We start from the raw sequence: 22,616 nt of genomic DNA, 5'->3' as shown, positions 1-22,616 counted from the left end.
GAATCGATCATTCGGTAACGAAAACCCACGTCGAGATGAGGTGCGTATCACACCGTGAGGTAAGCCACTCGTGGTCTGAATAGACTCCCGAGCCACGACGTCGCCACGGACGGCCAGCGGACGAACACGGGCCGTACCGGGCGGGGCCGCCTACCGCGCATCGGGGCCCGGTAAGAGTTGCAAGAGCGTGCGGGGCCGCCGGTGTGAGAACCGAGCACAACCCAGGAGGACGGATGTCCCTGCTCACCCCGGTCCAGCACGGCTGGGCCCAGGGCGCTGCACCACCGAGCTCGCAAACCCGGATGGACCTCGCCCAACAACCCACCGGCATCGAGCTCGCCGGCATCGACTACGCGCTGGTCGGTGTCGTCATGGTCATCGCGCTGGCCGCACTGGCCTTCGGCTACGTCCTGATCAGGGAGGTGCTCGCCGCGGGGCAGGGCACCGCCAAGATGCAGGACATCGCCAAGGGCGTGCAGGAAGGAGCGTCGGCGTACCTGAACCGGCAGTTCCGCACCTTGGCGATCTTCGCGGTCGTGGTGTTCCTGGTGCTGTTCGCGCTGCCCGCGGAGACCATCGGCGAGCGCGTCGGCCGGTCGATCTTCTTCCTGTTCGGAGCCGCGTTCTCGGCCGTCATCGGCTACCTGGGCATGTGGCTGTCCACCCGCGCGAACGTGCGCGTGGCCGCCGCCGCCCGCGAGTCCGGGGAGGGCCGCGAGAAGGCGATGCGGGTGGCGTTCCGCACCGGTGGCGTGGTCGGCATGATGACCGTCGGCCTCGGCCTGTTCGGCGCCGCGCTGGTCGTCATGGTCTACGCGGGCGGAGCCCCGCGCGTGCTGGAGGGCTTCGGCTTCGGCGCCGCGCTGCTGGCGATGTTCATGCGAGTCGGCGGTGGCATCTTCACCAAGGCCGCCGACGTGGGCGCCGACCTGGTCGGCAAGGTCGAGCAGAACATCCCCGAGGACGACCCGCGCAACGCCGCCACCATCGCCGACAACGTCGGCGACAACGTGGGTGACTGCGCGGGCATGGCGGCGGACCTGTTCGAGTCCTACGCGGTGACCCTGGTCGCCTCGCTGATCCTGGGCACCGCCGCCTTCGGCGCGCACGGCCTGCTGTTCCCGCTGATCGTGCCCGCCATCGGCGTGCTCACCGCGGTGATCGGCGTCTACATCACCAAGGCCCGCTCCGGCGAGAGCGCGCTGACCGCGATCAACCGCTCCTTCTACATCTCCGCCGGGATCTCGGCGGTGCTGTGCGCGGTGGCCGCGATGCTGTACCTGCCCAGCACCTTCGCCGAGCTCTCCGGCGTGTCGGAGGAGGTGCGCGCCACCCCGGGCAGCCCGGCTCTGGTCGCGCTGCTGGCCGTGGTCATCGGCATCCTGCTCGCGGTCGTCATCCTCAAGCTGACCGGCTACTTCACCGCCACCGAGCACCGCCCGGTGCAGGACGTCGGCAAGTCCTCGCTGACCGGTGCCGCCACGGTGATCCTCACCGGTCTGTCGGTCGGTTTCGAGTCCGCCGTCTACACCGCGGCGGTCATCGGCGCGGCCGTGTTCGGCGCGTTCCTGCTGTCCGGTTCGCTGCCGGTGGCGCTGTTCGCGATCGCGCTGGCCGGTTGCGGCCTGCTGACCACGGTCGGCGTCATCGTCGCGATGGACACCTTCGGCCCGGTCAGCGACAACGCGCAGGGCATCGCCGAGATGTCCGGTGACGTCGAGGGCGAGGGCGCGAAGATCCTCACCGAGCTCGACGCGGTCGGCAACACCACCAAGGCGATCACCAAGGGCATCGCGATCGCCACGGCGGTGCTGGCGGCGACGGCGCTGTTCGGCTCCTACACCGACGCGATCGGTGCGGCGCTGGCCGACGTGGCCGGGCAGCTGTCCACCGCGGAGTTCTTCGTCTACGCGCCGAACGTCCTGGTGGGCGTGGTCATCGGTGCCGCGGTGGTGTTCCTGTTCTCCGGTCTGGCGATCAACGCCGTGTCCCGCGCGGCCGGTGCCGTGGTCTACGAGGTGCGGCGCCAGTTCAAGGACAAGCCGGGGATCATGGACGGCTCGGAGCGCCCCGAGTACGGGCGGGTGGTCGACATCTGCACCCGCGACTCGCTGCGCGAGCTGGCCACGCCGGGTCTGCTGGCGGTGCTGGCGCCGATCGCGGTCGGGTTCGGCCTGGGCGTCGGTCCGCTGGCCGGCTACCTGGCCGGTGCCATCGCCACCGGCACCCTGATGGCGATCTTCCTGGCCAACTCGGGCGGTGCCTGGGACAACTCCAAGAAGCTGGTGGAGGACGGCTACCACGGCGGCAAGGGGTCCGAGGCGCACTCGGCCACGGTCATCGGTGACACCGTCGGCGACCCGTTCAAGGACACCGCTGGTCCGGCGATCAACCCGCTGCTGAAGGTGATGAACCTGGTGTCGGTGCTGATCGCGCCGGCCGTGGTCTACTTCGCCGTCGGCGACGCCGCCAACCCGGCGGTGCGGATCGGCATCGCGGTCGTCGCGGTCGTGGTGATCGTGGCCGCCGTGGTGATCTCCAAGCGGCGTTCGACCGCCATCGCGGACGAGCCCGCGGACGACAAGACGATCAACGGCGCTCCCGCCTAGATCGGTCCCCGTCGATGGGCGTCACCCGGCTCGGGTGGCGCCCATCGCTGTGCGCAGGGGTGTTGTCGCGGCGGGCGACCCCGGCTTCACCGGGAGGAGTGGCGGTACGAGAGAGTCCGAGCGCAGAGCGAGAGCTACTCCGATCCATGTGAGGAGTTCGCAATGAGGTTCCGTGCGACGTCCCTCGCGGCGCTCGCGGCCATCCCGCTGGCCCTGAGCGCTTGCGGAACGGCACCGGCGCCCAAGCCCGTACCGGCGCCCCAGGCGGCGGGCCCGGAGGGCATCGAGTGGGCGGGCCGGTTGTGCGGGTTGGTGAACGACTTCTCCGCGTCCCAGAAGAACCTGCCGCCGGTGGACAAGACCAACACGGCGACGATGAAGGACTCCGTGGTCACGCGGCTCGACAGCGCGACCAAGACCGCCGACGACACGGTCCGCGGGCTGCACGAGCTGCCGCCGTCGCCGATCCAGGGCGGGGACCAGGTCAGCCAGGGCATCCAGGACGCCTTCAGCCAGATCCGCGATCTCATGGCGGGCGCGCGCGGCAAGGCCGATCAGATCGATCCGAACGACAAGCAGAAGTTCACCGAGGGCATGACGGCCCTGCAGGGCGAGCTGAAGAAGACCTCGCAGGTCGACCTCAACGGCAAGTTCGGCGCTCTGGAGGCCAACAAGCCGCTCGCCGAGGCCGCCAAGCAGGCCCCGGGCTGCAAGCCCTTCTTCAACCCCGCACCGGCCCAGCCCGCTCCGGGCCAGCCGGCGCCCGCGCAACCCGCACCGGTCCAGCACGACCCGGCCCGGCCCGGCCAGTGATCCTCTCACCTGGGTGAACGACACGATTTCAAGGGAAATCGGGAACCTGGTCTCCCTTGAAATCGTGTCCTCCCGGCGTCGGGACTCATTCGATCGGGTTACAGTGGTGGATAATCTCGAACTGCTGTTCTAGCATCCCGTTCGTGGACCAGCTGTCCTTCTACTCGGCAGAGGCGCGGCGAGCGGACGTCGCCGACCTCGCGGGCATGCTGTGCGGACCCGGGCAGGCCGTCGGATTCGGCCGCGGGACCGCCGCGCGGCTGTCGGTGGTCGTCGACGCCGAGTGGCGCGCCCGCTGCCTGCTCGCCGCCTGCGCCGAGCGGGGAGTCCAGGCCGAGCTCGGCCGCTCCGACGAAGGCCGCCCGCTGGTCCGCACCGCGTTCCGCTCCGACCTCACCGGCATCGCCGCCCGCTGGCTGCGCGGCGCCGTGAAATCGGTCCCGGCCGGTTTCGTGCCGGACGGCTGGGCCCTGCGGCTCTGGGCGCTCACCTCCGGCACCGCCGACGCGCACGGCTACCGGCTCGGCCTCGACCCGCACGCGCCCGACACGCACGAGGCGCTCGCCGAAGCGCTCCGCGGCTGCGGTCTGCCCGCCAAGACCGTGGGTGCCAGAGCGGGCGGACCGGCGCTGCGCGTGACCGGCCGCAGGCGCCTGGCCAGGCTCGCCGAGCTGGTAGGACCGCTGCCCGATGGTGCGATCGAGGGAATGATTCCGCTCGTCTCCTGACCGGGTTGACGCACATCACGCCAGGTCACGAAACGGAACACCTGGGTAACCCGATACGTTCGTACAACAAGACGTCGACGAATATCGGCGTGTTATATGCAACCCTGTGCCTTCCCGGTGCGGCACGACTAACCGTGCAGCGCGCACACTCCGGGGACGAAACGGATGGGCGCCGGGTGCAAGGGATGCTTCCGGAAGAAGAGAGCAGGTAAGCGTTGGCTGGGTCGACACGTACGAAGAAGGCCGGCGGCGGGGCCGGTCGGGCTTCGGGGTCTCCCAACGGGAACGGCTCCGCTACCCGGCGCTTGGTGATCGTCGAGTCACCGGCGAAGGCCAAGAAGATCGCCTCCTACCTCGGCTCTAACTTCATCGTGGAGTCCTCGCGTGGGCACATCCGCGATCTGCCGCGCAACGCCAAGGACGTGCCCGAGAAGTACAAGGGCCAGGCGTGGGCGCGCCTGGGTGTCGACGTCGAGAACGACTTCGAGCCGCTGTACCTGGTGAGCGCCGACAAGAAGTCGACGGTCACCGAGCTCAAGGACGCCCTCAAGCAGGTCGACGAGCTCTACCTCGCCACGGATGGTGACCGCGAGGGCGAGGCCATCGCCTGGCACCTGCTGGAGACCCTCAAGCCCAAGGTCCCGGTGCGCCGGATGGTCTTCCACGAGATCACCGAGTCGGCCATCCAGGCCGCCGCCGCCAACCCGCGCGACCTCGACCAGGACCTTGTCGACGCCCAGGAGACCCGCCGCATCCTGGACCGCCTCTACGGCTACGAGGTCAGCCCGGTGCTGTGGAAGAAGGTCATGCCGAAGCTCTCGGCGGGCCGCGTGCAGTCCGTGGCGACCCGCGTCGTCGTCGAGCGCGAGCGCGAGCGCATCCGCTTCGTCTCCGCCGAGTACTGGGACATCGGCGCGACCATGGACGCAGGCCCGGACGCCTCGCCGCGCCGCTTCGGGGCCCGCCTGGTCACCGTCGACGGCGCCAAGCTCGCCACCGGCCGCGACTTCGGTCCGGACGGCCGGCTGAAGAACGCCGACACCAAGGTGCTCGACGAGGCCGAGGCCCGGCGGCTCGCCGCGGCGCTGACCGACGCGCAGCTGCATGTCTCCAGCGTCGAGGAGAAGCCCTACACCCGGAAGCCGTACGCGCCGTTCATGACCTCCACGCTGCAGCAGGAGGCCAGCCGCAAGCTGCGCTTCTCGGCGGACCGCACGATGCGCACCGCGCAGCGGCTGTACGAGAACGGTTACATCACCTACATGCGAACCGACTCCACGACGCTGTCCGAGACGGCGATCGCGGCGTCCCGCAACCAGGCCCGCGACCTCTACGGCGAGCAGTACCTGTCGCCGCAGCCGCGGCAGTACAACCGCAAGGTCAAGAACGCGCAGGAGGCGCACGAGGCGATCCGCCCGGCGGGCGAGAGCTTCCGCACCCCCGGCGAGGTCGCCAACGAGCTGTCCAACGACGTCGACGGCTTCAAGCTCTACGAGCTGATCTGGCAGCGCACCATCGCCTCCCAGATGGCCGACGCGAAGGGCACCACGCTGTCGGTGCGCATCACCGGCACCGCCACCAGCGGTGAGGAGTGCACCTTCGCCGCGTCCGGTCGCACCATCACCTTCCCCGGTTTCCTCAAGGCCTACGTCGAGGCCGTGGACTCCGAGGCGGGTGGTGTCGCCGACGACGCCGAGTCGCGGCTGCCGCAGCTCACCCAGGACCAGCCGATCACCGCGCCGGAGCTGGAGCCCGACGGGCACACCACCAACCCGCCGCCGCGCTTCACCGAAGCGAGCCTGGTCAAGACGCTGGAAGAGCTGGGCATCGGACGTCCCTCGACCTACGCGTCGATCATCAGCACCGTGCAGGAGCGCGGCTACGTCTGGAAGAAGGGCTCGGCCCTGGTCCCGTCGTGGATCGCCTTCGCCGTGGTCGGGCTGATGGAGCAGCACTTCGGCAGGCTCGTCGACTACGACTTCACCGCCGCGCTGGAGGACGAGCTGGACGGCATCGCGGAGGGGCGCGAGGAGCGCACCCGCTGGCTGTCGGGCTTCTACTTCGGCGGCGACGTGGGCCCGGAGGACTCGATCGGTCGCGCCGGCGGGCTCAAGAAGCTGGTCGGTTCCTCGGTGGAGGAGATCGACCCGCGCGCGATCAACTCGATCCCGATGTTCGACGACGAGGACGGGCGCACCATCTACGTCCGCGTCGGCCGCTACGGGCCCTACCTGGAGCGGACGCTGGAGGACGAGACGGCGCAGCGGGCGAACCTGCCCGACGACCTGCCGCCGGACGAGCTGACCGTGCAGATCGCCGAGAAGCTGTTCGCCACTCCGATGGAGGGCCGCAGCCTGGGCACCGACCCGGAGTCGGGGCACGAGATCGTCGCCAAGGAGGGCCGCTTCGGCCCGTACGTGACCGAGGTGCTGCCGGAGGGCGACAAGTCCAAGCCGCGCACCGGCAGCCTGCTCAAGTCGATGTCGCTGGACACCGTCACCCTCGACGACGCGCTGAAGCTGCTGTCGCTGCCGCGCGTGGTGGGCACCGACCCGGAGTCGGGCAACGAGATCACCGCGCAGAACGGTCGCTACGGCCCGTACCTGAAGAAGGGCACGGACTCGCGGTCGCTGGAGACCGAGGAGCAGATCTTCTCGATCACCCTGGACGAGGCGCTCAAGATCTACGCGCAGCCCAAGCAGCGGGGCCGCCGGGCCGCCGCCGCGCCGCTGCGCGAGCTCGGCGAGGCCCCGGACACCGGCAAGGCGCTGGTGATCAAGGACGGTCGCTTCGGCCCGTACGTCACCGACGGCGAGACCAACGCGTCGCTGCGCAAGGGCGACTCGGTGGAGGAGCTGTCGATGGACCGCGCGGTGGAGCTGCTGGCCGAGCGGCGGGCCAAGGCCCCCGCGAAGAAGAAGGCCCCGGCGAAGAAGACGACGACGTCGAAGACCACCGCGGCGAAGAAGTCCACGACCTCCAAGTCGACGGCCTCGAAGTCCACGGCGGCGAAGAAGACGACGGCGTCGAAGTCGACGGGCACCAAGACCGCGGCGAAGAAGACCACGTCGTCGAAGTCGACCACCTCGAAGTCCTGACGGTCGCGTCGGTGCGGCATCGTAGAGTCGGGTCCCGATAGCTCGGCACGAGGGAGTTGACGCGATGCGCACCGGCGCTCCGGAGGTACCCGCGACCGGGGTGTGGGCGGAGGTCGTCGGCCAGCCGGACGCGGTCGGCACGCTGCACGCGGCGGCCGACGCGGCCCGCAAGCAGGTCCGCGGCGAACCGGTGCCGCCCGGCGCGATGACGCACGCGTGGCTGTTCACCGGGCCGCCCGGTTCCGGCCGGTCGATCGCGGCCCGCGCGCTGGCGGCGGCGCTGGAGTGCGAGGACCCGAGCGAGCTGGGCTGCGGTCGCTGCACCGCCTGCCGCACGGTCCTGCAGGGCACGCACGCGGACGTGAAGCTCGTGGTGCCGGAGGGCCTGTCGATCTCGGTGGCGGAGATGCGCGCGCTGGTGCAGGCCTCCGCCCGCCGCCCGAGCACCGGGCAGTGGCGGGTGGTGCTCATCGAGGACTCCGACCGGCTCACCGAGGGAGCGGCGAACGCCCTGCTCAAGGCGGTGGAGGAACCGCCGCCGCGCACCGTGTTCCTGCTGTGCGCGCCGTCGGACCACCCGGAGGACGTCTCGGTGACGATCCGCTCGCGGTGCCGCGTGGTGCAGCTGCGCACGCCGCTGGCGGGCGCGATCGCCGAGGTGCTGCGCGAGCGCGACGGCATCGACCCGCAGCTCGCGGAGTGGGCGGCGGAGGTCTGCGGCGGTCACATCGGGCGCGCCCGGCGGCTGGCCACCGATGAGCAGGCCCGCGAGCGCCGCGAGTCGGTGCTGCGGATCCCGCTCGGGCTGCGGCGCTTCTCGGACGTGTTCACCGCGGCGTCGGGCCTGGTCAAGCTGGCCGAGACGGAGGCGGTCACGGCCAACGAGGAGCGCAACGAGACCGAGCGCGAGGAGCTCAAGACGGCGATGGGCGCCGGCGGCACCGGCAAGGGCACGGCGTCGGCGACCCGCGGCGCCAACGCGGCGCTCAAGGAACTGGAGAAGCGCCAGAAGTCCCGCGCCACCCGGTCCCAGCGGGACGCCCTGGACCTGGCACTGGTCGATCTCGCGGGCTTCTACCGGGACGTGCTGGTCACCCGCACCGGTTCGGGCTCGGCCCTGAACCACCCGGACTTCGCCCGCTCGTCCCGCGAGGCGGCGACCGAGTGGACCTCGGAGTCCACGCTCCGCCGTCTCGAAGCGGTCCTGGAGTGCCGCACGGCCCTCAACCAGAACGTCAAACCCCTCATCGCGGTCGAAGCCATGCTCGCCACCCTCTTCACGGGCTGACCTCCGCGACTCCCGGTGTGGTGACAGTCTTCATGAAAACTGTCACCACACCGAGAAACCCCAAACCTCGGTGTCGGGTTGGGTGCTTGGACGACAGTTTTCATGAAAACTGTCGTCCCCCGAGACCCCGATCCGGGGTGTCGAGTTGGGTGGTGGACGGGACAGTTTTCATGAAAACTGCGCCCGGTTCGGGAGGTCAGTGCTTGGCGTCTCGGCGACGGGGGAAGGCGGCGACGAGGATCGAGCCGAGCAGGAGGAGTCCGGCTCCGGTCCAGAACAGCGGGACCGCGAAGTAGCTGCCGCTGGTGAGGGCGAGGGGTTCGGTGCGGCCCTGGTAGTAGCCGGCGGGGATGGCTCCCGCGCCGTCGTCGCCGGTGGCGCCGCCGGCTCCGGCGGCCGGGGGTGTGCAGTCGACACCGCCCGCGGGCGCGGCGGCGCGCGCGACCTGCTCGCCGAAGGAGATCTGGGCCAGCGAGGCGGGCAGTCCGAGCTTGGAACCGTCGAGGACCTTCAGGTCGAACAGCCGCGCCGTGCCGCGGATCTCGGTGCCCTGCGTCTCCTGCTTGAACTCGCCGACGCTGAGCCGCAGCACCCCGAGGTCCAGAACTCCCTTGTCGAGCCCGGGGATCGCGGGGATCGGGATGTCCTTCGTCGGGTTGGCGGCGTCGAGCACGGCGAGTTCCTTGCCGCCCTGGCTGATCCGCAGCACGGGCGCGGTGTAGTCGACGCGGGAGGTCGCCGGATCACCGGTGGCGGTGGCGGTCAGCGTGGGCTTGCCGACGACCTGGATCGTCACCTCCTGCGGCGTGCCGCTGAACAGCTTCACCTCGGAGATCTGCAGCTCGGAGGTGGACACCACGGCCTTGGTGGCCTGCCCGGGAACGTCGGCGAGCTGCACGTTCGAGTGCGCCTCGGCCAGCGAGGGCACGTCGACGAGCGGGCCGGTGAGACCGGGAACCGAGCCGCTGCCCATCGTGTAGCGGGCGTCGGACAGCGGCGCGACGCCGCACGGCCCGGTCTGCTCGTTCCAGCGCGCGTGCACGCTGCCGCTGAGGCCGTTGAGCTTGAGCGGCACCTCGCCGGGGGCGGGCGGGGTGAGGGAGTTGGTGATCGGTCCTTCGCGGTCGGGCAGCGCGGCCTGCGCGATCCCGCCGGGGATCTGCGGCACGTCGCCCATGAACGCGACGCCGAACGGGGACGCTTCGGCGAGGGAGTGCTCGTGCGCGAGGAACGCCTCGGAGTTGACCTGGGCGATGGCCCGGCCCATGCCGGCTTCCAGCACGGACTGCTTGGGCAGCTTGTCCTCGAACTCGGGCTCGTCGAAGAACGAGTCGCCGGGCGCGGTGGCGGGGAGCAGCCGCACGATGCCGAGCATCGTCCCGGCGTCGCCGATGACGGGACGCGGCGTGGTGTCGGGGATGCGCCCGGGCGGCTGGGCGGGGTCGACGGGCTGCGGTGTCGGCGTCGTGGGGTACGAGCCCTGGGCCAGGGCCGCGGGCATCGACATCCCGGTCAGCGCCAGGGTCACCGCGGTGCAGGCGCAGAGCCGACGAATCGCACGCATCCGACTTCCTCCGTGATAGGCGTCACTGCCTCAGCGGTGTATCAACGATCACATCGCCCGCAGGTGACGGTCGGATCGCCGCCCGTGTGTCGGTGGCCCGGGCCGTACCGGACCCCCGGCGAGCGCCGCGAGGGCGCCAGCTACACTTGTGCACGCACTGCCGCCTTAGCTCAGTCGGCCAGAGCGACGCACTCGTAATGCGTAGGTCGAGGGTTCGATTCCCTCAGGCGGCTCGCAGTGACCGGCCACTTTCCGAACGCGGGAAGGGGCCGGACTCGTTTTCGGGTGTGATGGGGAGAGTTCTGCGGAAGACCGCAGGACACCCCCAGTGACCTGCGGTCTTCCGCTGCTCAAGTTCCGTCTCGGGTTGAAAGGCCCGGCTGCGTGACGGTCTTCGCTCAGAAGACGCGGCGAGCGGGGTGGAGGTTGTTCCCCGGCGCGGAGATTTCTAGATCCGCTCGCCGTCGCCGGTGAGATCCCCCGACCGCATCGGCACGGCCGCGAGTTCGTGCGCCCGCGCGTTGCACGTCCCGCAGGTCGCGAAGAACCAGGCGACCTCGCTGAGATCGGCCTCGGTCTCGAGTCCGCACAACGCGGTGAAGGCCTCCCCGTCCCCGGGCCGTTCAGCGGTCGCATGCCGCTCCCCAGCACCAGGCCGCCAGCAGAACGGATGAGGCGAATAGAGACGCGTGTTGTTCATGGGAGCACTCTTGCGCCGCTGACCACGGAGTTTTTGCCACCGAGGCAATCGCTCGACCGGGTTACACGTGCAGTCCCGAGCGGTATGCCATGCCGCGCAGCTCGCGACCGATCGCGTCCCGCTTGACCTTGGTGAGCAGTTCGGCGAGCACCGACCGCATGAACGGGTGCCGGTGGATTCGTGCCGGTGAGATCTTCTCGGCGCGGCGCAGCATCAGAACCGCTTCGTCGCGCTGCTTCGGCAGCCGTGCCAGCGCGCGTCCGTACTCCCGGTAGTACGCGCTCTGCCGGGTCGGCGATGGCAAGGCGTCGACGTCCACCGTCTCGGCGATCTTCGCGGCTTCCGCGTGCTCACCGGCTTCCAAGGCGACGGACATGCGCCACACGCCGACGTTGCTCGGGCCGAAGCCGAAGTCGAACGCGTTGCCCTCGCCGGTGTGCCGGGCGAGATCGGCGGCCGCCTCCAGCGCCGCGCGTCGTCCCGCTTCGTCGCGTTGGGCCGCGAGAACGAGGGAGGAAGTGAGCGTGAGCATCCCGGAGACCTGCATCGACTCGTCGGTGGCGGTTCCGGGGTCGGCCTTGTCCAGCGCTCGTGACGCGAGGTCGAAACCTCCGGCTCCGAGCAGGCCGAACGCGGTGCCGAAGGCGCACACGGCGGTGTAGGTCGGTTCGTCGAGCCGTTGCGCCGCGCGTTGCGCGAGAGTCACCGCCTGCCAGGAGAGATCCAGCGGAGCACCGATGTCGCCGAGCCAGGCCTGCGTGCCCTGAACATGGGTGAGGACCAGCATCCGCAGGAGCTCTCGCTCGTCGTGTCCGGCATCGAGCGACTGGTGCAGGTCGCGGACGAGGTCGGGGAGTCGTGCGCCCACGGCCGCGTAGTCGCATTGCCGTTGCGCCGCCAGGATTTCGTCGACGCGCGCGCGGAGCTGGTCGACGGGTTGGACCTGTCCGCGCGGTTCGCCCATGCTCACCGCGAGCAGCGTCAGCCGGAGATCGCTCAAGGCGCGATCCTCGCTGGCTTGCTGGGGCGCGGTCAGGGTGACGCCGGTGATCTCGCTCGGCGCGACGTCGAGCGCGGTGGCCAGGGCCGCGATCAGCGATCGGCGGTCGAGCGCTCGATCGCCCGATTCGAGCCGGGAGAGGTAAGAGGGGGAGATCCCGGCCAGCCCGGATATCACCGCGAGCGATTTGCCGCGCGCCTTGCGGATCTCGCGAAGCCTCGTCCCTACAGCGTCGGTCACGACGGATCACCACTCTCCGCAGCGGGTCCTCCCGAGCGTATCGACAACTCGGCTCCGCGAGGAGGGGCCGTCGGCGAAGGCCACGGCTTCGCGGGTGGCCGTTGTTCGGTGGGGTCCTGGGTGGTGGTGTGGGGCTGCGGACAGTTTTAGCCATAATTGCCCATGATCAATGTCCCTTTTGTCCGGTCAATTATGGCTAAAACTGTCCGCAGCCCGGGAGGGCTCTCACCGTGACGTGCGAAGGGGTCGGGATGGTCGAGTTCGAGCACGTGGTGGTTGCCGGGGAGCGGTTGGCGGGGGTGGCTCATCGGACTCCCGTGCTGCGGTCCCGGTTGGTGGACGAGGCCGTGGGGGCCGAGGTGTTCTTCAAGGCCGAGAACTTCCAGCGGATGGGGGCTTTCAAGTTCCGGGGGGCGTACAACGCCGTCGCGTCGCTGCCCGAGGAGCAGCGTCGGCGGGGTGTGGTGACGTTCTCCTCCGGCAACCACGCGCAGGCGATCGCGCTGGCCTGCCGGCTGCTCGGGGTGCCGGCGACGATCGTGATGCCGCACGACGCTCCGGCGGCGAAGGTGGCCGCGACCAGCGGTTACGGCGGGAAGATCGTGCGCTACGACCGCTACGCCGAGGACCGCGAGGCGATCGGGACCGCCCTGGCCGAGGAGCAGGGGCTGACCCTGATCCCGCCCTACGACCACCCGGACGTGATCGCCGGGCAGGGCACCGCCGCGAAGGAGCTCTTCGAGGAGGTCGGGGAGCTCGACGCGCTGTTCGCGCCCCTCGGCGGCGGTGGTCTGCTGTCCGGAACAGCCCTCGCCACCAGGGCTTTGTCGCCCGGCTGCCGGGTTTTCGGCGTCGAGCCGGAGGCCGGTGACGACGGGCTGCGGTCGTTGCGCGGCGGCGAGATCGTGCACATCGACACGCCCCGCACGATCGCCGACGGGGCGCAGACCCAGCACCTCGGCGAGCACACCTTCGCGATCATCCGGAACGCCGTGGACGACATCCGGACCGCCACCGACGCCCAGCTCGTCGAGGCGATGCGGCTGTTCGCGACCTACCTCAAGATCGTCGTCGAGCCCACCGGCTGCCTCGGGCTCGCCGCCGTCCGCAACGCCGCCGCCGAGATCGAGGGCGAGCGGGTGGGTGTCATCATCAGCGGAGGCAACGTCGACCTGGAGCGATATGCGACTCTGCTGGGTAGCACCGAATCAGTCACGTGACTTAAGGTGGGCGCCATGAATGCGACCTCCCGGGCCAGTGCCACCAAGGAGCGCATCCTCGACGTCGCCGAACGGCTCTTCGCCGAGCAGGGCGTCTTCGCCGTGTCCAACAGGCAGATCAGCGAAGCCGCAGGTCAGGGCAACAACGCCGCCGTCGGCTACCACTTCGGGACCAAGGCCGACCTGCTGCGCGCCATCGTGCGCAGGCACGCCGAGCCGGTCGAGGCGCGCAGGCAGGAGCTGGTCGCCGAGCGCGGCGGCTCCCGCGAGGTCCGCGACTGGCTGGTCTGCCTGGTGTGGCCCACCGTCGAGCACCACATCTCGCTGCGCGACTCCGCGCTGGCGCGCTTCACCGCCCAGCTCATGAGCGACCCGTCGCTGCGCGAGCTGGTGGTCGCCGAGACCCTGTCCGGCCCGACGCTGATGCAGGTCATGGACGGCCTCAACCACTGCCTGCCGGACCTGCCGCTGCGCGCCAAGCTCGTGCGCAACGACATGACCCGGCACGTGCTGGTGCACATGATGGCCGAGCAGGAACGCGCCCTCGCCGAGGGAACAGCCCGCCTGACCTGGGAAGAAACCGCGCAGAACGTGATCGACGCGCTCACCGGCCTCTGGCTGGCGCCCGTCACCGAGTGAACAGGGGAACGACGACGTGAGCGCAGTGCTGATCGTGGGAGCCGCCGCGGCAGGGTTGACCACGGCCGACGCCTTGCGGCGCAAGGGTTTCGACGGCGCGCTGACGGTGCTCGGCGCCGAGGCGCACCTGCCCTACGACCGGCCGCCGCTGTCCAAGCAGGTGCTGGCCGGGGAGTGGGAGGCCGAGCGGACCGGGCTCCGCAGCCCGGAGGCGCTGGAGAAGCTGGACGCGGAGTTCCTGCTCGGCGATCCGGCCGTCGCCCTCGACGCCGCCCGGCGCACCGTCCGCACCGCTGCGGGACGGGAGCTGTCGGCCGAGTCGATCGTGGTGGCCACCGGCGTCCGGCCGCGCCGGCTGCCCGGTCACGACGGGCTCGCCGGGGTGCACGTGCTGCGCACCCTCGACGACAGCCTCGCGCTGCGCGCCGACCTGCTCAACGCCCGGCGGCTCGTCGTGGTCGGGGAGGGCGTGCTCGGCAGCGAGATCGCCGCGACCGCGCGCGGCATGGGCCTCGACGTGACGCTGACCGGTCCGCTCGCCGCGCCGATGGCGGCCCAGCTCGGCCCGGAATCCGGTGCGGTGCTGGGAGAACTGCACGCCGACCGGGGCGTCCGGCTCCGGCTCGGTGCCGCGGTGGACGGGCTGGTCGCCGAAGGGGACCGCGTCGGCGGGGTCCGGCTGGGCACCGGCGAGGTGCTGCCCGCCGACGTCGTGGTGGTCGCGATCGGCGCCGACCCGGCGACGGACTGGCTGGAGGGCAGCGGCCTGAAGGTCGAGCGCGGCCTGGTCTGCGACTCCCGCTGCCGCGCCGCCGAGGGCATCTACGCGGTCGGTGACGTGGCCCGCTGGGAGCACCCCGAGTTCGGCGTGATCCGGCTGGAGAACCGGACCAACGCGAGCGAGCAGGCGATGACCGTCGCGGACAACGTCCTCGGCGCCGACCGCGCCTACAGCCCGATCCCGTACTTCTGGACCGACCAGTTCGACGCGAAGATCCACGTCTACGGCGTGCTCTCGCCCGACGACGAGGTGACGGTGGTCGAAGGCGACCGCGCCGAGCGGCGTTTCGTCGAGCTGCACCACCGCGACGGCCGCCCGGTGGGCGTGCTGGGCTGGAACATGCCCAAGCAGACCCGCCAGCACCGCAAGACGCTGGTCGAGGCGCTGACCTCCTGATCAGGTGATGAACCTATAACTTCCTCAGAGTCGCGATCCAATGGCGTTTACGGCCGACTCTAAGTTCGTTTGATCGGCGGCTACGTTCACCTAGATAGCGCAATTTTATCCGACTTCCACAAATGAGGTACGGCGAGGAAGTAGGGATGCTACGGTGCCGATGTGGATCTTGCGCACTGGGTGCTTTCTGCCCTTCAGGCACTGGGGCCTTCCCTGGTTCTGCTAGTTTTGGTGGTTTTGCTCTTTCGGTTATTGAGGAATGCGATCTACCCGGGAGCTTTAGGGTCGCAGGCGGGGCAGAATTTCCGGGAGCCCACGCCCTTGGAGTTCGGTGGCGGCTTTGCAGTGGCCCTGGAAGACGCCGCGACTCTGAATGGTTTCGACCCGACCTCCTCTGCCGATCCAACCGTTAATCTTCAATCGGTGGCGAGCATTAAGCCCACTGAGTATAAAAAATCAACGCAAGAGATCCTGAAGCTTTACTTGCTTGGGCGAGTTGTGTCCGTAGATCTAAGTGATATGGATAAACGGGATGCGTCGAGGCTGGTTGATTTTGTTAGCGGGATGGTGGCAGCTAGATCGGGGTGGATATTTAGAGTTGCTGACGAAGTGGTTGTCTTGAATCCACCTGGATCCAGGTAGCTTCTTTCTGAATAGTGAACACGCCTATCGTTGGGGATGTTTTGACCGAAAGTGTCGATATTACGGACTCCGGTAACAAGCAGAAGTTGGTTTTCGACCACAAGATTCGGAAGATCGAGCATGATCTCCGGATCGCGCGTCGTCGTAGGAGGTGGTCCAACCTCTCGCTAGTGTTCGGCCCAGTGCTAGCGGTGCTGCTCTACTGCCTCTACTGGGTCCCAGGGGTCAGCGGTACTGTCCTTCAGGCTGTGTACCTGCCGACAATTCCTGTTGCGGTCGCGTGCTGCGTTGCCTCGTATCGTTTAAAGCGGTATCCGGGCGGCCCTTTGCAGAAAGGGAATCGCCAGAACGGCGAGGTGTATTTCTTTCGCCAAAGCGAAGACGATCTTGAGTTGATTCTTTCTCAGGAGCGCGATGCGCGGCGCTTACTTATTGCGAGCTCTGCAATAACGCCGAAGATCCGACGTGTAGCGTACAAGGAAGAAGCTTACCACGACATTGACCAACTGCGAAGCGAAAGCAAGGGTTATCGGCGTACGAACAACATTCTCCAAGGCGTCATAATCATCGGTTCGCTTGGTGCCACTGCGACTTCTGGGGTAGCGGTTGATGCTGTGACCTTACGTTGGGTGACTGTCGGAATTACCTTCGCGGTGGGGATTTCAAGTGGCTTCATGGGGTATTTCAAATATAAGGAGCGCAGCTTCTATTTGCAGCAAACCGCTGACGCAATTGAGCAGGAGTGGGAGGCGGTTGAGATTGGCGTTGGTCGTTACAAGCGATGCGAGAGCGAAGATGAAGCATTGGCAGAGTTTGTTGAGGAAGTCCATCGCTTGAAGGCTGAACAAAAGAAGCGGCAGCAGAACCTGGAACAACCGCCCGAAGCCCGTGATGCGGGCGACTAAGGACAGAACTCCTCGCCGAAGTGGGAAATGAGCGCGTGCGACTGTCGGTTGGTGCTGACGGTCGCGCGGCCAAATTTTGTGCTCTTCTTGAGTGGCAACTCAAGACCCCGCCAGGTCGAACGGGACCGTGCGCCAGGGACTGCCGTTCTCGGCCAGCAGCGCCCGGTGCGCCTCCAGCGCGTCGGTGTAGGTGGGGCCGAAGGCCTCGTCGTCGAAGTGCAGGCAGCGGCCCAGCACGTAGCCGACGGAGAACTCCGCCCACGAGGAGTAGCGCGACCGCACCTCCCGGCCGACCAGGTCCAGCGCCTCGTACATCTCCGCCTGGGTCGCGTACCGCGCGCCCCGGCCCCAGCGGGCCATCTTCGAGGCCCGGCCCAGGTCCCAGGCCGCGACCGTGCGCACGTGACCGTCCGGCGGCAGCAGCTCGTCGGCCCGGAACCGCGCCTCGTAGCGGACGATCTTGCCGACCAGCCCGCACAGGAAATCCGCGTAGGAGTCCACTTCCGGGCTGCCGCCGCGCTCGGCGGAGGCACCGGGGACGTTCGCGGCGATGTTGTTGCGGATCGTGGTGTCCACGCACTCCCGCCACCGCTGCGGATCGACCTGCGGTCCCTCGGTGGAGATCAGGAAGGTGCGCGCGCCCAGCACGAAGTCCCAGTCCGAGGTGCTGACGTCGCAGTTGAGCAGCCGGTTCTGCAGGGTGATCCAGTCCTGCCGGATCTTCACGCCCCAGCCCTCGGCCAGCCGCTCCACCTCGCCGCTGTAGCCCAGGCCGTGCCAGTCGAGGTTGTTCCACGCGTCGCCGTTGAGGTAGCAGAGGTGGGCGCCGCAGGCCAGGCCGTGCAGCAGCTCCGTCGGCTCCGCGCCCCCGCTCATCCGGGTGACCAGCCGGTTCCCGCTGAAACCCGCTGCGCCGTAACGCTCGTGGGCCTCCTGCCAGCGCTCCCGCTCGTCGTCGGTGACCTCCAGGTACATCTCGCACGGGGTGTTCGCGTTGACCGCCAGCACCTCGACCTCGTCCGGCACGATCTCCGACAGCGTGCGCACCGAGGAGAACTCGTAGACCAGGTACGGGTGCGGTCGCGGCAGCATGTCCTGGGTGTAGACGAAGGTCGCGATCCGGCCGTCGCCCAGCGTCGAGGTGACCATCTGCCGCTTCGCCGGGTCGCGGTGCGCGTGCACCAGCGCCACCGGGTGGTAGGTGCCGACCGCGGCCAGCACGCACAGGTAGGACCAGGGGTCCTCGTCGACGACGGCGGCGCAGAGCTCTCTCTCGACGGCGGTCGGCGGAACGAACGGTTGATCCCTGGGGATGAACGGGACGACCTCGTCGTGGTCGTCGACCTCACCCACGGTGTAGTACGGGCCAGAAGCCCCGCCGAGCGGAGGAGTCACACCCGGCAACCTACCTAGGAGCCGCTGGACGAAACCGTCGTCTGCGACAACTTGCCACCGGGTGCGGCCGGAGCGCGCCCGGTGGTCACAGCGCCGCCAGGGCCTGGTCGAAGTCGGCGAGGAGGTCCTCCGGGCTCTCCACGCCGACGCTCACCCGCACCAGGTCGTCGGTGACGCCGAGCGCGAGCCGGTCCTGCGGGCTCATGCCCGCGTGCGAGGTGACGGCCGGGCGCGTGATCAGCGACTCGACGCCGCCGAGGCTGGGCGCGTCGAACGGCAGCCGCAGCGCGTCGATGAGCTTCCGCGCGGCCGCGACCCCGCCGGCCGGGCGGAGGCTGAGCATCCCGCCGAAGCCGTCGAACAGCTCCGCCGCCCGCGCGTGGTCCGGGTGCGAGGCCAGGCCCGGGTGGTTGACCTGGGCGATCTCGGGGCGTCCGGCCAGGAACTCGGCCAGCCGCAGCGCGTTCTCGTTCTGCGCGCGCACCCGCAGCGCCAGCGTCTTCATGCCCCGGGCGAGCAGGAACCCGGCGTGCGGGTCGAGGCTGCCGCCGAAGTGGTTGGCGGTCGTGCGCGCCCGCTCGACGTGCTCGGCCCGGCCGACGATCGCGCCGGCCACGATGTCCGAGTGCCCGTTGAGGTACTTCGTGGCGCTGTGCAGCACCAGGTCGAAACCCGCCGTCACCGGGCGGAAGTTCACCGGGGTGGCGAAGGTGTTGTCGATCAGGCTGACCAGCCCGTTGGCGCGCGCGAACTCGGCGACCTCGGGCAGCATGCCCACCCTGACCAGCGGGTTCGTGATGCTCTCCACCAGCACCGCCTTGGTCCGCGGGGTGCGGGCGGCCTCCCAGGTGTCCGGGCGGTGCGGGTCGATGAAGGTGACGTCCCAGCCGAGATCGGCCGCGTGGTGGGTGAGGAAGTCGTGCGTCCCGCCGTAGAGGCAGTCGCCGACCAGCAGGTGGTCGCCGCTGCGCAGGACGCTGTGCAGCGCGGTGGTGATCGCCGCCATCCCGGAGGCGGTGGCCAGCCCGGCCTCGGCGCCCTCCAGCGCGGCGAGCTTGTCGTGCAGGTAGGACTGCGAGGGCGTCGAGTTGAGCCGGATGTAGCGGAGGTCGTGGTAGTCGGTTCCGCTCGGCACCGAGTACACCGTGCCCTGGTAGATCGGGTACACCACCGATCCCTCGGGTCCCGGCCGGCGCTCGCCGCCGTGCACCGCGCGGGTCTCGATCCGGTCCTCGTCCATCCGTCGCGCCCTCCCTCTGAGCCGTGTTCGTCAGCCTAGGAACGCGCCGACGCGCCGGGAAGGCCATCGGTTTTGACCTGATCGGGTGACTCTCGGTCGGGTGGTCTGGGGTTCCGGGCCGCTAACCGGAAACTCCTTCACTCCCATGCACCCTCCGTGCCACCTCCCCGGACCGTGCGGGACCGGTCCCGGATCGTGCACCTGCGAGTGCGACCACAGTGGACGCTCAGTGGTCGATGTGATTCCTGTGGTGGATTCGCGCACCGATCCAGCCGACGGTGAAGAGCACAAGTCGGGAAAGCGCCCGGCGAATGCGGAAATGCACGCCGCGACGAACTCGGCTCCAATCTTGTCCGGGCTGCCCCGACGCCGGAAAACGAATCGTCCGGCGTATGCCACCGGAATTCACCGAGCCGCGGCGTGAAACGCGCCGGGGTGCCAGGAGCGAAGCACAATGGCATTGCGAGAAAGACCCGTCATCAATGAGGTCCTCGGAATCCTGCTCAGCGCCGGACTCTGCGCCGGAGGAATCACCGCCGCTTCCGCTGCTGTGCAGGATGCCCACCCTGAACGGAATATCCCAGCCGTGCGGACCATCGCGCACGCCACCGCGATTCCCCCGATCGAATCCGGACCACCAGCTCCCCGCCCCGCGCCCTGGGTCGCGCCGACGCGCGGCGTGATCAGCAGCGGTTTCGAGATGCGGTGGGGCGAGATGCACAAGGGCGTCGACATCGCCAACGACATCGGCACGCCCATCCGCGCCGCCTCGGCGGGCACCGTCATCGATTCCGGCCCGGCCAGCGGGTACGGGCTGTGGATCCGAATCCAGCACCCCAACGACACGGTTTCCACCTACGGCCACATCGATTCGGCCTACGTGGAAGTGGGCCAGAAGGTCCAATCAGGTGATCTCATCGCCGCGATGGGCAATCGCGGCCAATCCACCGGACCGCACCTGCACTTCCAGATCGAGATCAAGGGCGAGCCGGTCGATCCCGTTTCCTTCTACGGGGATTCGCGGATGCTGACCGACTGGCCCGAGCAGGGTTCGCAATAGGAACCGGTCCGGTTCGCACAGCTCACGAAAGATCCAGCGCACCGGCGCCGCCGGAACGCCGTTCGGCCCACCCGGTTGAGCGGCGATCCGGCGGCGCTGCCACAGTGTCGGAACCCGGAACCGCGCAGCACTCCCCGGCATCGCGCCACTCACTGTTATCACTGCCGGGTATTGCGGGGTTCGCGGCATTCGAGTCCAGCGGTGATCACTCGGCGCAGCCGAGAGTGGACCTTTAGGCCTAGTCGAGAGTCACCCTCCTGGCCGATTGTCGTGGAACTCCGGGAGACACTTCGATCGCACTAACGCGCTGGAAGGACATGTGATGGAGCGAGTGGAAACGGCCGGGATCGTCGGCGGTGGGGTGCTCGCCGAGGACCGCCAGCAGGGGGACGGCCTCCACCAGGGGGACTGGGAGCGCCGCATCGCGCAGCGCTCCGAGGAGCTCTACCGGGAGCGCATCGTGCAGCGGCTGCTGCTCGCGTGGGCCGTCCCGGGGAACCTGGTGCTGGCGGCGGTGGGGGTCACGCTGCTGGCGTTATCGGCCTCGGTGGTGCCCGCGGCGGTGGCGTTCTTCGTCGCCGCGACCTCGGCGGGCGTGGCGGCGGTGTACGTGTACCGCCAGCACTTTAGGGTTCGCGCGGTGGACACCGACCTGCGCGCACTCGAAGGTGCGCACCGCGAACAGCTGATGGACGAACTGGGGACCGGCGACCTGCTCGACGCGCACAAGCGCTACCGGGCGCAGCTGCCGGAGCTCATCGAGCGCTACCGCCACGAGGCGCGCGGCGACCGCTGGAAGGACAGCGCGCTGCAGACCGTGGTGATCGGCGGCTCGATCATCGCCGCCACCGCGACGGCGACCGCGGCCTCCGTGCCGGAGATCCGCTGGGTCGCCATCGTGCTGAGCCTGCTGGTGGCCGTCGCCGCGGCGTACGCGGGCTACGCCAAGCACCGCGACCGCAGCGCCTCCTGGCAGGAGACCGCCGACGCGCTGGAGCGCGAGTACGAGGCGGTGGAACTGCGCGTCGGCCGCTACCGCCGATTCGGTTCCGAGCGCGAGGCCTACGCCGAATTCGCCGAAGCGGTCGAGGCGTTGCGCGCCGAACGCGCCCGGCGGTTGCCGTCGGCAGTCAATGACGGGCTCATGCAGTAATCAAGTCCGGTGGGACCTTCCCTCGATAGTGAAGGAAGGTCCGCGCGTGGTGATCACGCGTTGTTGATATTTCCTTCTTAAGTGATCGCTGAATAGTGGCAGGTGTTTCTTCCGTAATCTCCGCCGGGCGCACAGGACTCGGCCTGTGCAGAGAGGAGCATTGCGATGAAGCGCACCTTTACCGCGGCGGCCGCCGTACTGGTCGGTGGCGCCGGCGCCGTCGGCTTCGCGGCCACGGCCACAGCTGCCGAGACCCCGCAGCTGCCGGCATCGCTGCCCACCGACAACGGCGTTGCCAACACCGTGTTCCACGCCGCCGGGACCCTCGCATCGGCCCAGAAGACCGTCGGTGACGTGGTTCCGCTCGACCAGCAGCTCACCGGCCGCTCCGGCGACCCGGTCAGCCAGGTCGTCGGCGGCACGCCCGCCGCGGGCCTGATCAAGCCGGTCGTCGACGCCGTCCAGGACGCCAGCACCGGCCACACCCACAACCTCGACCCGGCCTCCGCGCTCGACGAGCTGCCGCTCCCGGCCGGTTCGACCCTGCCCGCGGGCAAGAGCGGCCTGCCGGGCCTCGACGCCCTCGGCCCGGTCAGCGACGTCGCCGGTGGTCTGCCCGTCGCGGACTCGCTGCCCGTCGGCAAGAGCGGCCTCCCCGGCGGTGAGGTCCTCAAGCCCGTCACCGACCTCATCGGCGGTGTCGCGCCCGGCGGTCTGCCCGTCGGCAAGAGCGGCGCGACCGACGCCCTGCCCACCAGCCTCACCGGCACCCTGGACCACGTGACCCAGAGCGCGCCCCAGACCAAGCCGGGCCAGCTGCCCACCAACATCGTGGGCGACACCGTGAGCAACGTGCTGGAGAACAACACCCAGGTCGGCGGGAACGCGCTGCCCACCGGCAAGTCCGGCGACCCGGTCGGCGGTCTCGCCGGCGGTCTGCCCGTCGTCGACCAGGTCCAGGGCCTGACCGGCAAGGCCGGTTCCCCGCTGGACAAGGTCAACGACGTCGTCTCGCACGGCCCGCTCGGCAGCGCCACCCAGCTCGGCAACTGACATCCCCCAACAACGACCCGCCCACCCGCGCGTCGTCCCGGCGCATCCCCTTCCCCGCCGGACGATCCGGGTGATCGGCCCCCGTCACGACG

At 69.3% G+C, this 22,616-nt stretch carries 18 protein-coding genes and 1 tRNA gene; 14 read left to right on the top strand and 5 right to left on the bottom strand.

Features of this window, described 5'->3' with window-relative positions; translation table 11 throughout:
- Window positions 1-302: 302 nt before the first annotated feature.
- The 5 genes from BM424_RS10300 (at window position 303) to BM424_RS10280 (ending at window position 8,536) form a co-directional block, all read left to right on the top strand.
- Window positions 303-2,609, top strand: a complete 2,307-nt coding sequence (locus tag BM424_RS10300) for a sodium-translocating pyrophosphatase (protein ID WP_217649681.1) — start codon at window positions 303-305, stop codon at window positions 2,607-2,609.
- A 162-nt stretch (window positions 2,610-2,771) separates the two neighbouring features.
- Complete coding sequence (locus tag BM424_RS10295) at window positions 2,772-3,422, top strand: hypothetical protein (protein ID WP_175548010.1); 651 nt, start codon at window positions 2,772-2,774, stop codon at window positions 3,420-3,422.
- Between the two features lie 143 nt (window positions 3,423-3,565).
- Window positions 3,566-4,150: a hypothetical protein gene (locus BM424_RS10290; RefSeq protein WP_093415613.1), complete on the top strand. Its 585-nt coding sequence runs from the start codon at window positions 3,566-3,568 to the stop codon at window positions 4,148-4,150.
- 305 nt (window positions 4,151-4,455) lie between these two features.
- On the top strand, window positions 4,456-7,248 hold the full coding sequence (gene topA, locus BM424_RS10285) for a type I DNA topoisomerase (protein WP_093415612.1): 2,793 nt from the start codon (window positions 4,456-4,458) through the stop codon (window positions 7,246-7,248).
- A gap of 64 nt (window positions 7,249-7,312) precedes the next feature.
- Window positions 7,313-8,536, top strand: coding sequence for a DNA polymerase III subunit delta' (locus BM424_RS10280; RefSeq protein ID WP_093415611.1), 1,224 nt, complete (start codon window positions 7,313-7,315; stop codon window positions 8,534-8,536).
- 196 nt (window positions 8,537-8,732) lie between these two features.
- Here the strand turns inward: BM424_RS10280 and BM424_RS10275 are convergent, their stop codons facing one another.
- Window positions 8,733-10,100 (bottom strand): hypothetical protein, encoded by a 1,368-nt coding sequence (locus BM424_RS10275; protein ID WP_139274040.1) that lies wholly within the window; start codon window positions 10,098-10,100, stop codon window positions 8,733-8,735.
- Window positions 10,101-10,259: 159 nt separating this feature from the next.
- Between BM424_RS10275 and BM424_RS10270 the strand changes: the two genes are divergently transcribed.
- Window positions 10,260-10,333, top strand: a tRNA-Thr gene (locus tag BM424_RS10270).
- 215 nt (window positions 10,334-10,548) lie between these two features.
- Here BM424_RS10270 and BM424_RS28375 read toward each other — a convergent pair.
- Together BM424_RS28375 and BM424_RS10265 are read right to left on the bottom strand one after the other, a co-directional pair.
- Complete coding sequence (locus BM424_RS28375; protein WP_139274039.1) at window positions 10,549-10,800, bottom strand: HC3 family zinc finger protein; 252 nt, start codon at window positions 10,798-10,800, stop codon at window positions 10,549-10,551.
- Between the two features lie 61 nt (window positions 10,801-10,861).
- Entirely contained in the window at window positions 10,862-12,040 is a 1,179-nt protein-coding gene (locus BM424_RS10265) for a helix-turn-helix domain-containing protein (protein ID WP_093415610.1), read from the bottom strand.
- 251 nt (window positions 12,041-12,291) lie between these two features.
- Between BM424_RS10265 and BM424_RS10260 the strand changes: the two genes are divergently transcribed.
- The 5 genes from BM424_RS10260 to BM424_RS29420 all read left to right on the top strand — a co-directional run bounded on the left by BM424_RS10260 (window position 12,292) and on the right by BM424_RS29420 (window position 16,623).
- Window positions 12,292-13,260, top strand: a complete 969-nt coding sequence (locus BM424_RS10260; RefSeq protein WP_093415608.1) for a threo-3-hydroxy-L-aspartate ammonia-lyase — start codon at window positions 12,292-12,294, stop codon at window positions 13,258-13,260.
- A 15-nt stretch (window positions 13,261-13,275) separates the two neighbouring features.
- Window positions 13,276-13,899, top strand: coding sequence for a TetR/AcrR family transcriptional regulator (locus tag BM424_RS10255; RefSeq protein ID WP_093415606.1), 624 nt, complete (start codon window positions 13,276-13,278; stop codon window positions 13,897-13,899).
- Between the two features lie 16 nt (window positions 13,900-13,915).
- Complete coding sequence (locus BM424_RS10250; protein WP_245775740.1) at window positions 13,916-15,076, top strand: NAD(P)/FAD-dependent oxidoreductase; 1,161 nt, start codon at window positions 13,916-13,918, stop codon at window positions 15,074-15,076.
- Between the two features lie 162 nt (window positions 15,077-15,238).
- Window positions 15,239-15,718 carry a cell division protein SepF gene (gene sepF / locus BM424_RS10245; RefSeq protein WP_093415605.1) on the top strand — a complete coding sequence of 160 codons (480 nt, stop codon included), beginning with the start codon at window positions 15,239-15,241 and terminating at the stop codon, window positions 15,716-15,718.
- A 41-nt stretch (window positions 15,719-15,759) separates the two neighbouring features.
- Window positions 15,760-16,623 carry an SLATT domain-containing protein gene (locus BM424_RS29420; RefSeq protein WP_245775739.1) on the top strand — a complete coding sequence of 288 codons (864 nt, stop codon included), beginning with the start codon at window positions 15,760-15,762 and terminating at the stop codon, window positions 16,621-16,623.
- Window positions 16,624-16,722: 99 nt separating this feature from the next.
- On the opposite strand, the gene BM424_RS10235 is transcribed toward BM424_RS29420, so the two are convergent.
- Both BM424_RS10235 and BM424_RS10230 read right to left on the bottom strand, forming a co-directional pair.
- On the bottom strand, window positions 16,723-18,018 hold the full coding sequence (locus tag BM424_RS10235; protein WP_093415603.1) for a DUF1266 domain-containing protein: 1,296 nt from the start codon (window positions 18,016-18,018) through the stop codon (window positions 16,723-16,725).
- An 85-nt stretch (window positions 18,019-18,103) separates the two neighbouring features.
- A complete protein-coding gene (locus tag BM424_RS10230; protein WP_093415602.1) occupies window positions 18,104-19,258 on the bottom strand; it encodes a trans-sulfuration enzyme family protein in 1,155 nt (384 codons plus the stop codon).
- A 454-nt stretch (window positions 19,259-19,712) separates the two neighbouring features.
- Between BM424_RS10230 and BM424_RS10225 the strand changes: the two genes are divergently transcribed.
- The 3 genes from BM424_RS10225 to BM424_RS10215 all read left to right on the top strand — a co-directional run bounded on the left by BM424_RS10225 (window position 19,713) and on the right by BM424_RS10215 (window position 22,524).
- Window positions 19,713-20,318: a M23 family metallopeptidase gene (locus BM424_RS10225; RefSeq protein WP_093415600.1), complete on the top strand. Its 606-nt coding sequence runs from the start codon at window positions 19,713-19,715 to the stop codon at window positions 20,316-20,318.
- Window positions 20,319-20,640: 322 nt separating this feature from the next.
- Entirely contained in the window at window positions 20,641-21,471 is an 831-nt protein-coding gene (locus BM424_RS10220; protein WP_093415599.1) for an SLATT domain-containing protein, read from the top strand.
- A 165-nt stretch (window positions 21,472-21,636) separates the two neighbouring features.
- Window positions 21,637-22,524 (top strand): hypothetical protein, encoded by an 888-nt coding sequence (locus BM424_RS10215; protein WP_093415597.1) that lies wholly within the window; start codon window positions 21,637-21,639, stop codon window positions 22,522-22,524.
- Window positions 22,525-22,616 lie beyond the last annotated feature (92 nt).

The sequence above is a fragment of the Saccharopolyspora flava genome, assembly GCF_900116135.1.
Taxonomy (GTDB): domain Bacteria; phylum Actinomycetota; class Actinomycetes; order Mycobacteriales; family Pseudonocardiaceae; genus Saccharopolyspora; species Saccharopolyspora flava.
The sequence above is the reverse complement of the archived record's forward strand: the minus strand, read 5'-3'. Positions and strand labels throughout refer to the sequence as shown.

Bases quoted from the DNA above. Each gene is read 5' to 3' on its own strand.
- BM424_RS10280 (WP_093415611.1), top strand. From the start codon at position 7,313: ATGCGCACCGGCGCTCCGGAGGTACCCGCGACCGGGGTGTGGGCGGAG.
- BM424_RS28375 (WP_139274039.1), bottom strand. From the start codon at position 10,800: ATGAACAACACGCGTCTCTATTCGCCTCATCCGTTCTGCTGGCGGCCT.
- BM424_RS10275 (WP_139274040.1), bottom strand. From the start codon at position 10,100: ATGCGTGCGATTCGTCGGCTCTGCGCCTGCACCGCGGTGACCCTGGCG.
- BM424_RS10220 (WP_093415599.1), top strand. From the start codon at position 20,641: ATGGAGCGAGTGGAAACGGCCGGGATCGTCGGCGGTGGGGTGCTCGCC.
- BM424_RS10260 (WP_093415608.1), top strand. From the start codon at position 12,292: ATGGTCGAGTTCGAGCACGTGGTGGTTGCCGGGGAGCGGTTGGCGGGG.
- BM424_RS10225 (WP_093415600.1), top strand. From the start codon at position 19,713: ATGGCATTGCGAGAAAGACCCGTCATCAATGAGGTCCTCGGAATCCTG.
- BM424_RS10295 (WP_175548010.1), top strand. From the start codon at position 2,772: ATGAGGTTCCGTGCGACGTCCCTCGCGGCGCTCGCGGCCATCCCGCTG.
- BM424_RS10300 (WP_217649681.1), top strand. From the start codon at position 303: ATGGACCTCGCCCAACAACCCACCGGCATCGAGCTCGCCGGCATCGAC.
- BM424_RS10215 (WP_093415597.1), top strand. From the start codon at position 21,637: ATGAAGCGCACCTTTACCGCGGCGGCCGCCGTACTGGTCGGTGGCGCC.
- BM424_RS10255 (WP_093415606.1), top strand. From the start codon at position 13,276: ATGAATGCGACCTCCCGGGCCAGTGCCACCAAGGAGCGCATCCTCGAC.
- BM424_RS10230 (WP_093415602.1), bottom strand. From the start codon at position 19,258: ATGGACGAGGACCGGATCGAGACCCGCGCGGTGCACGGCGGCGAGCGC.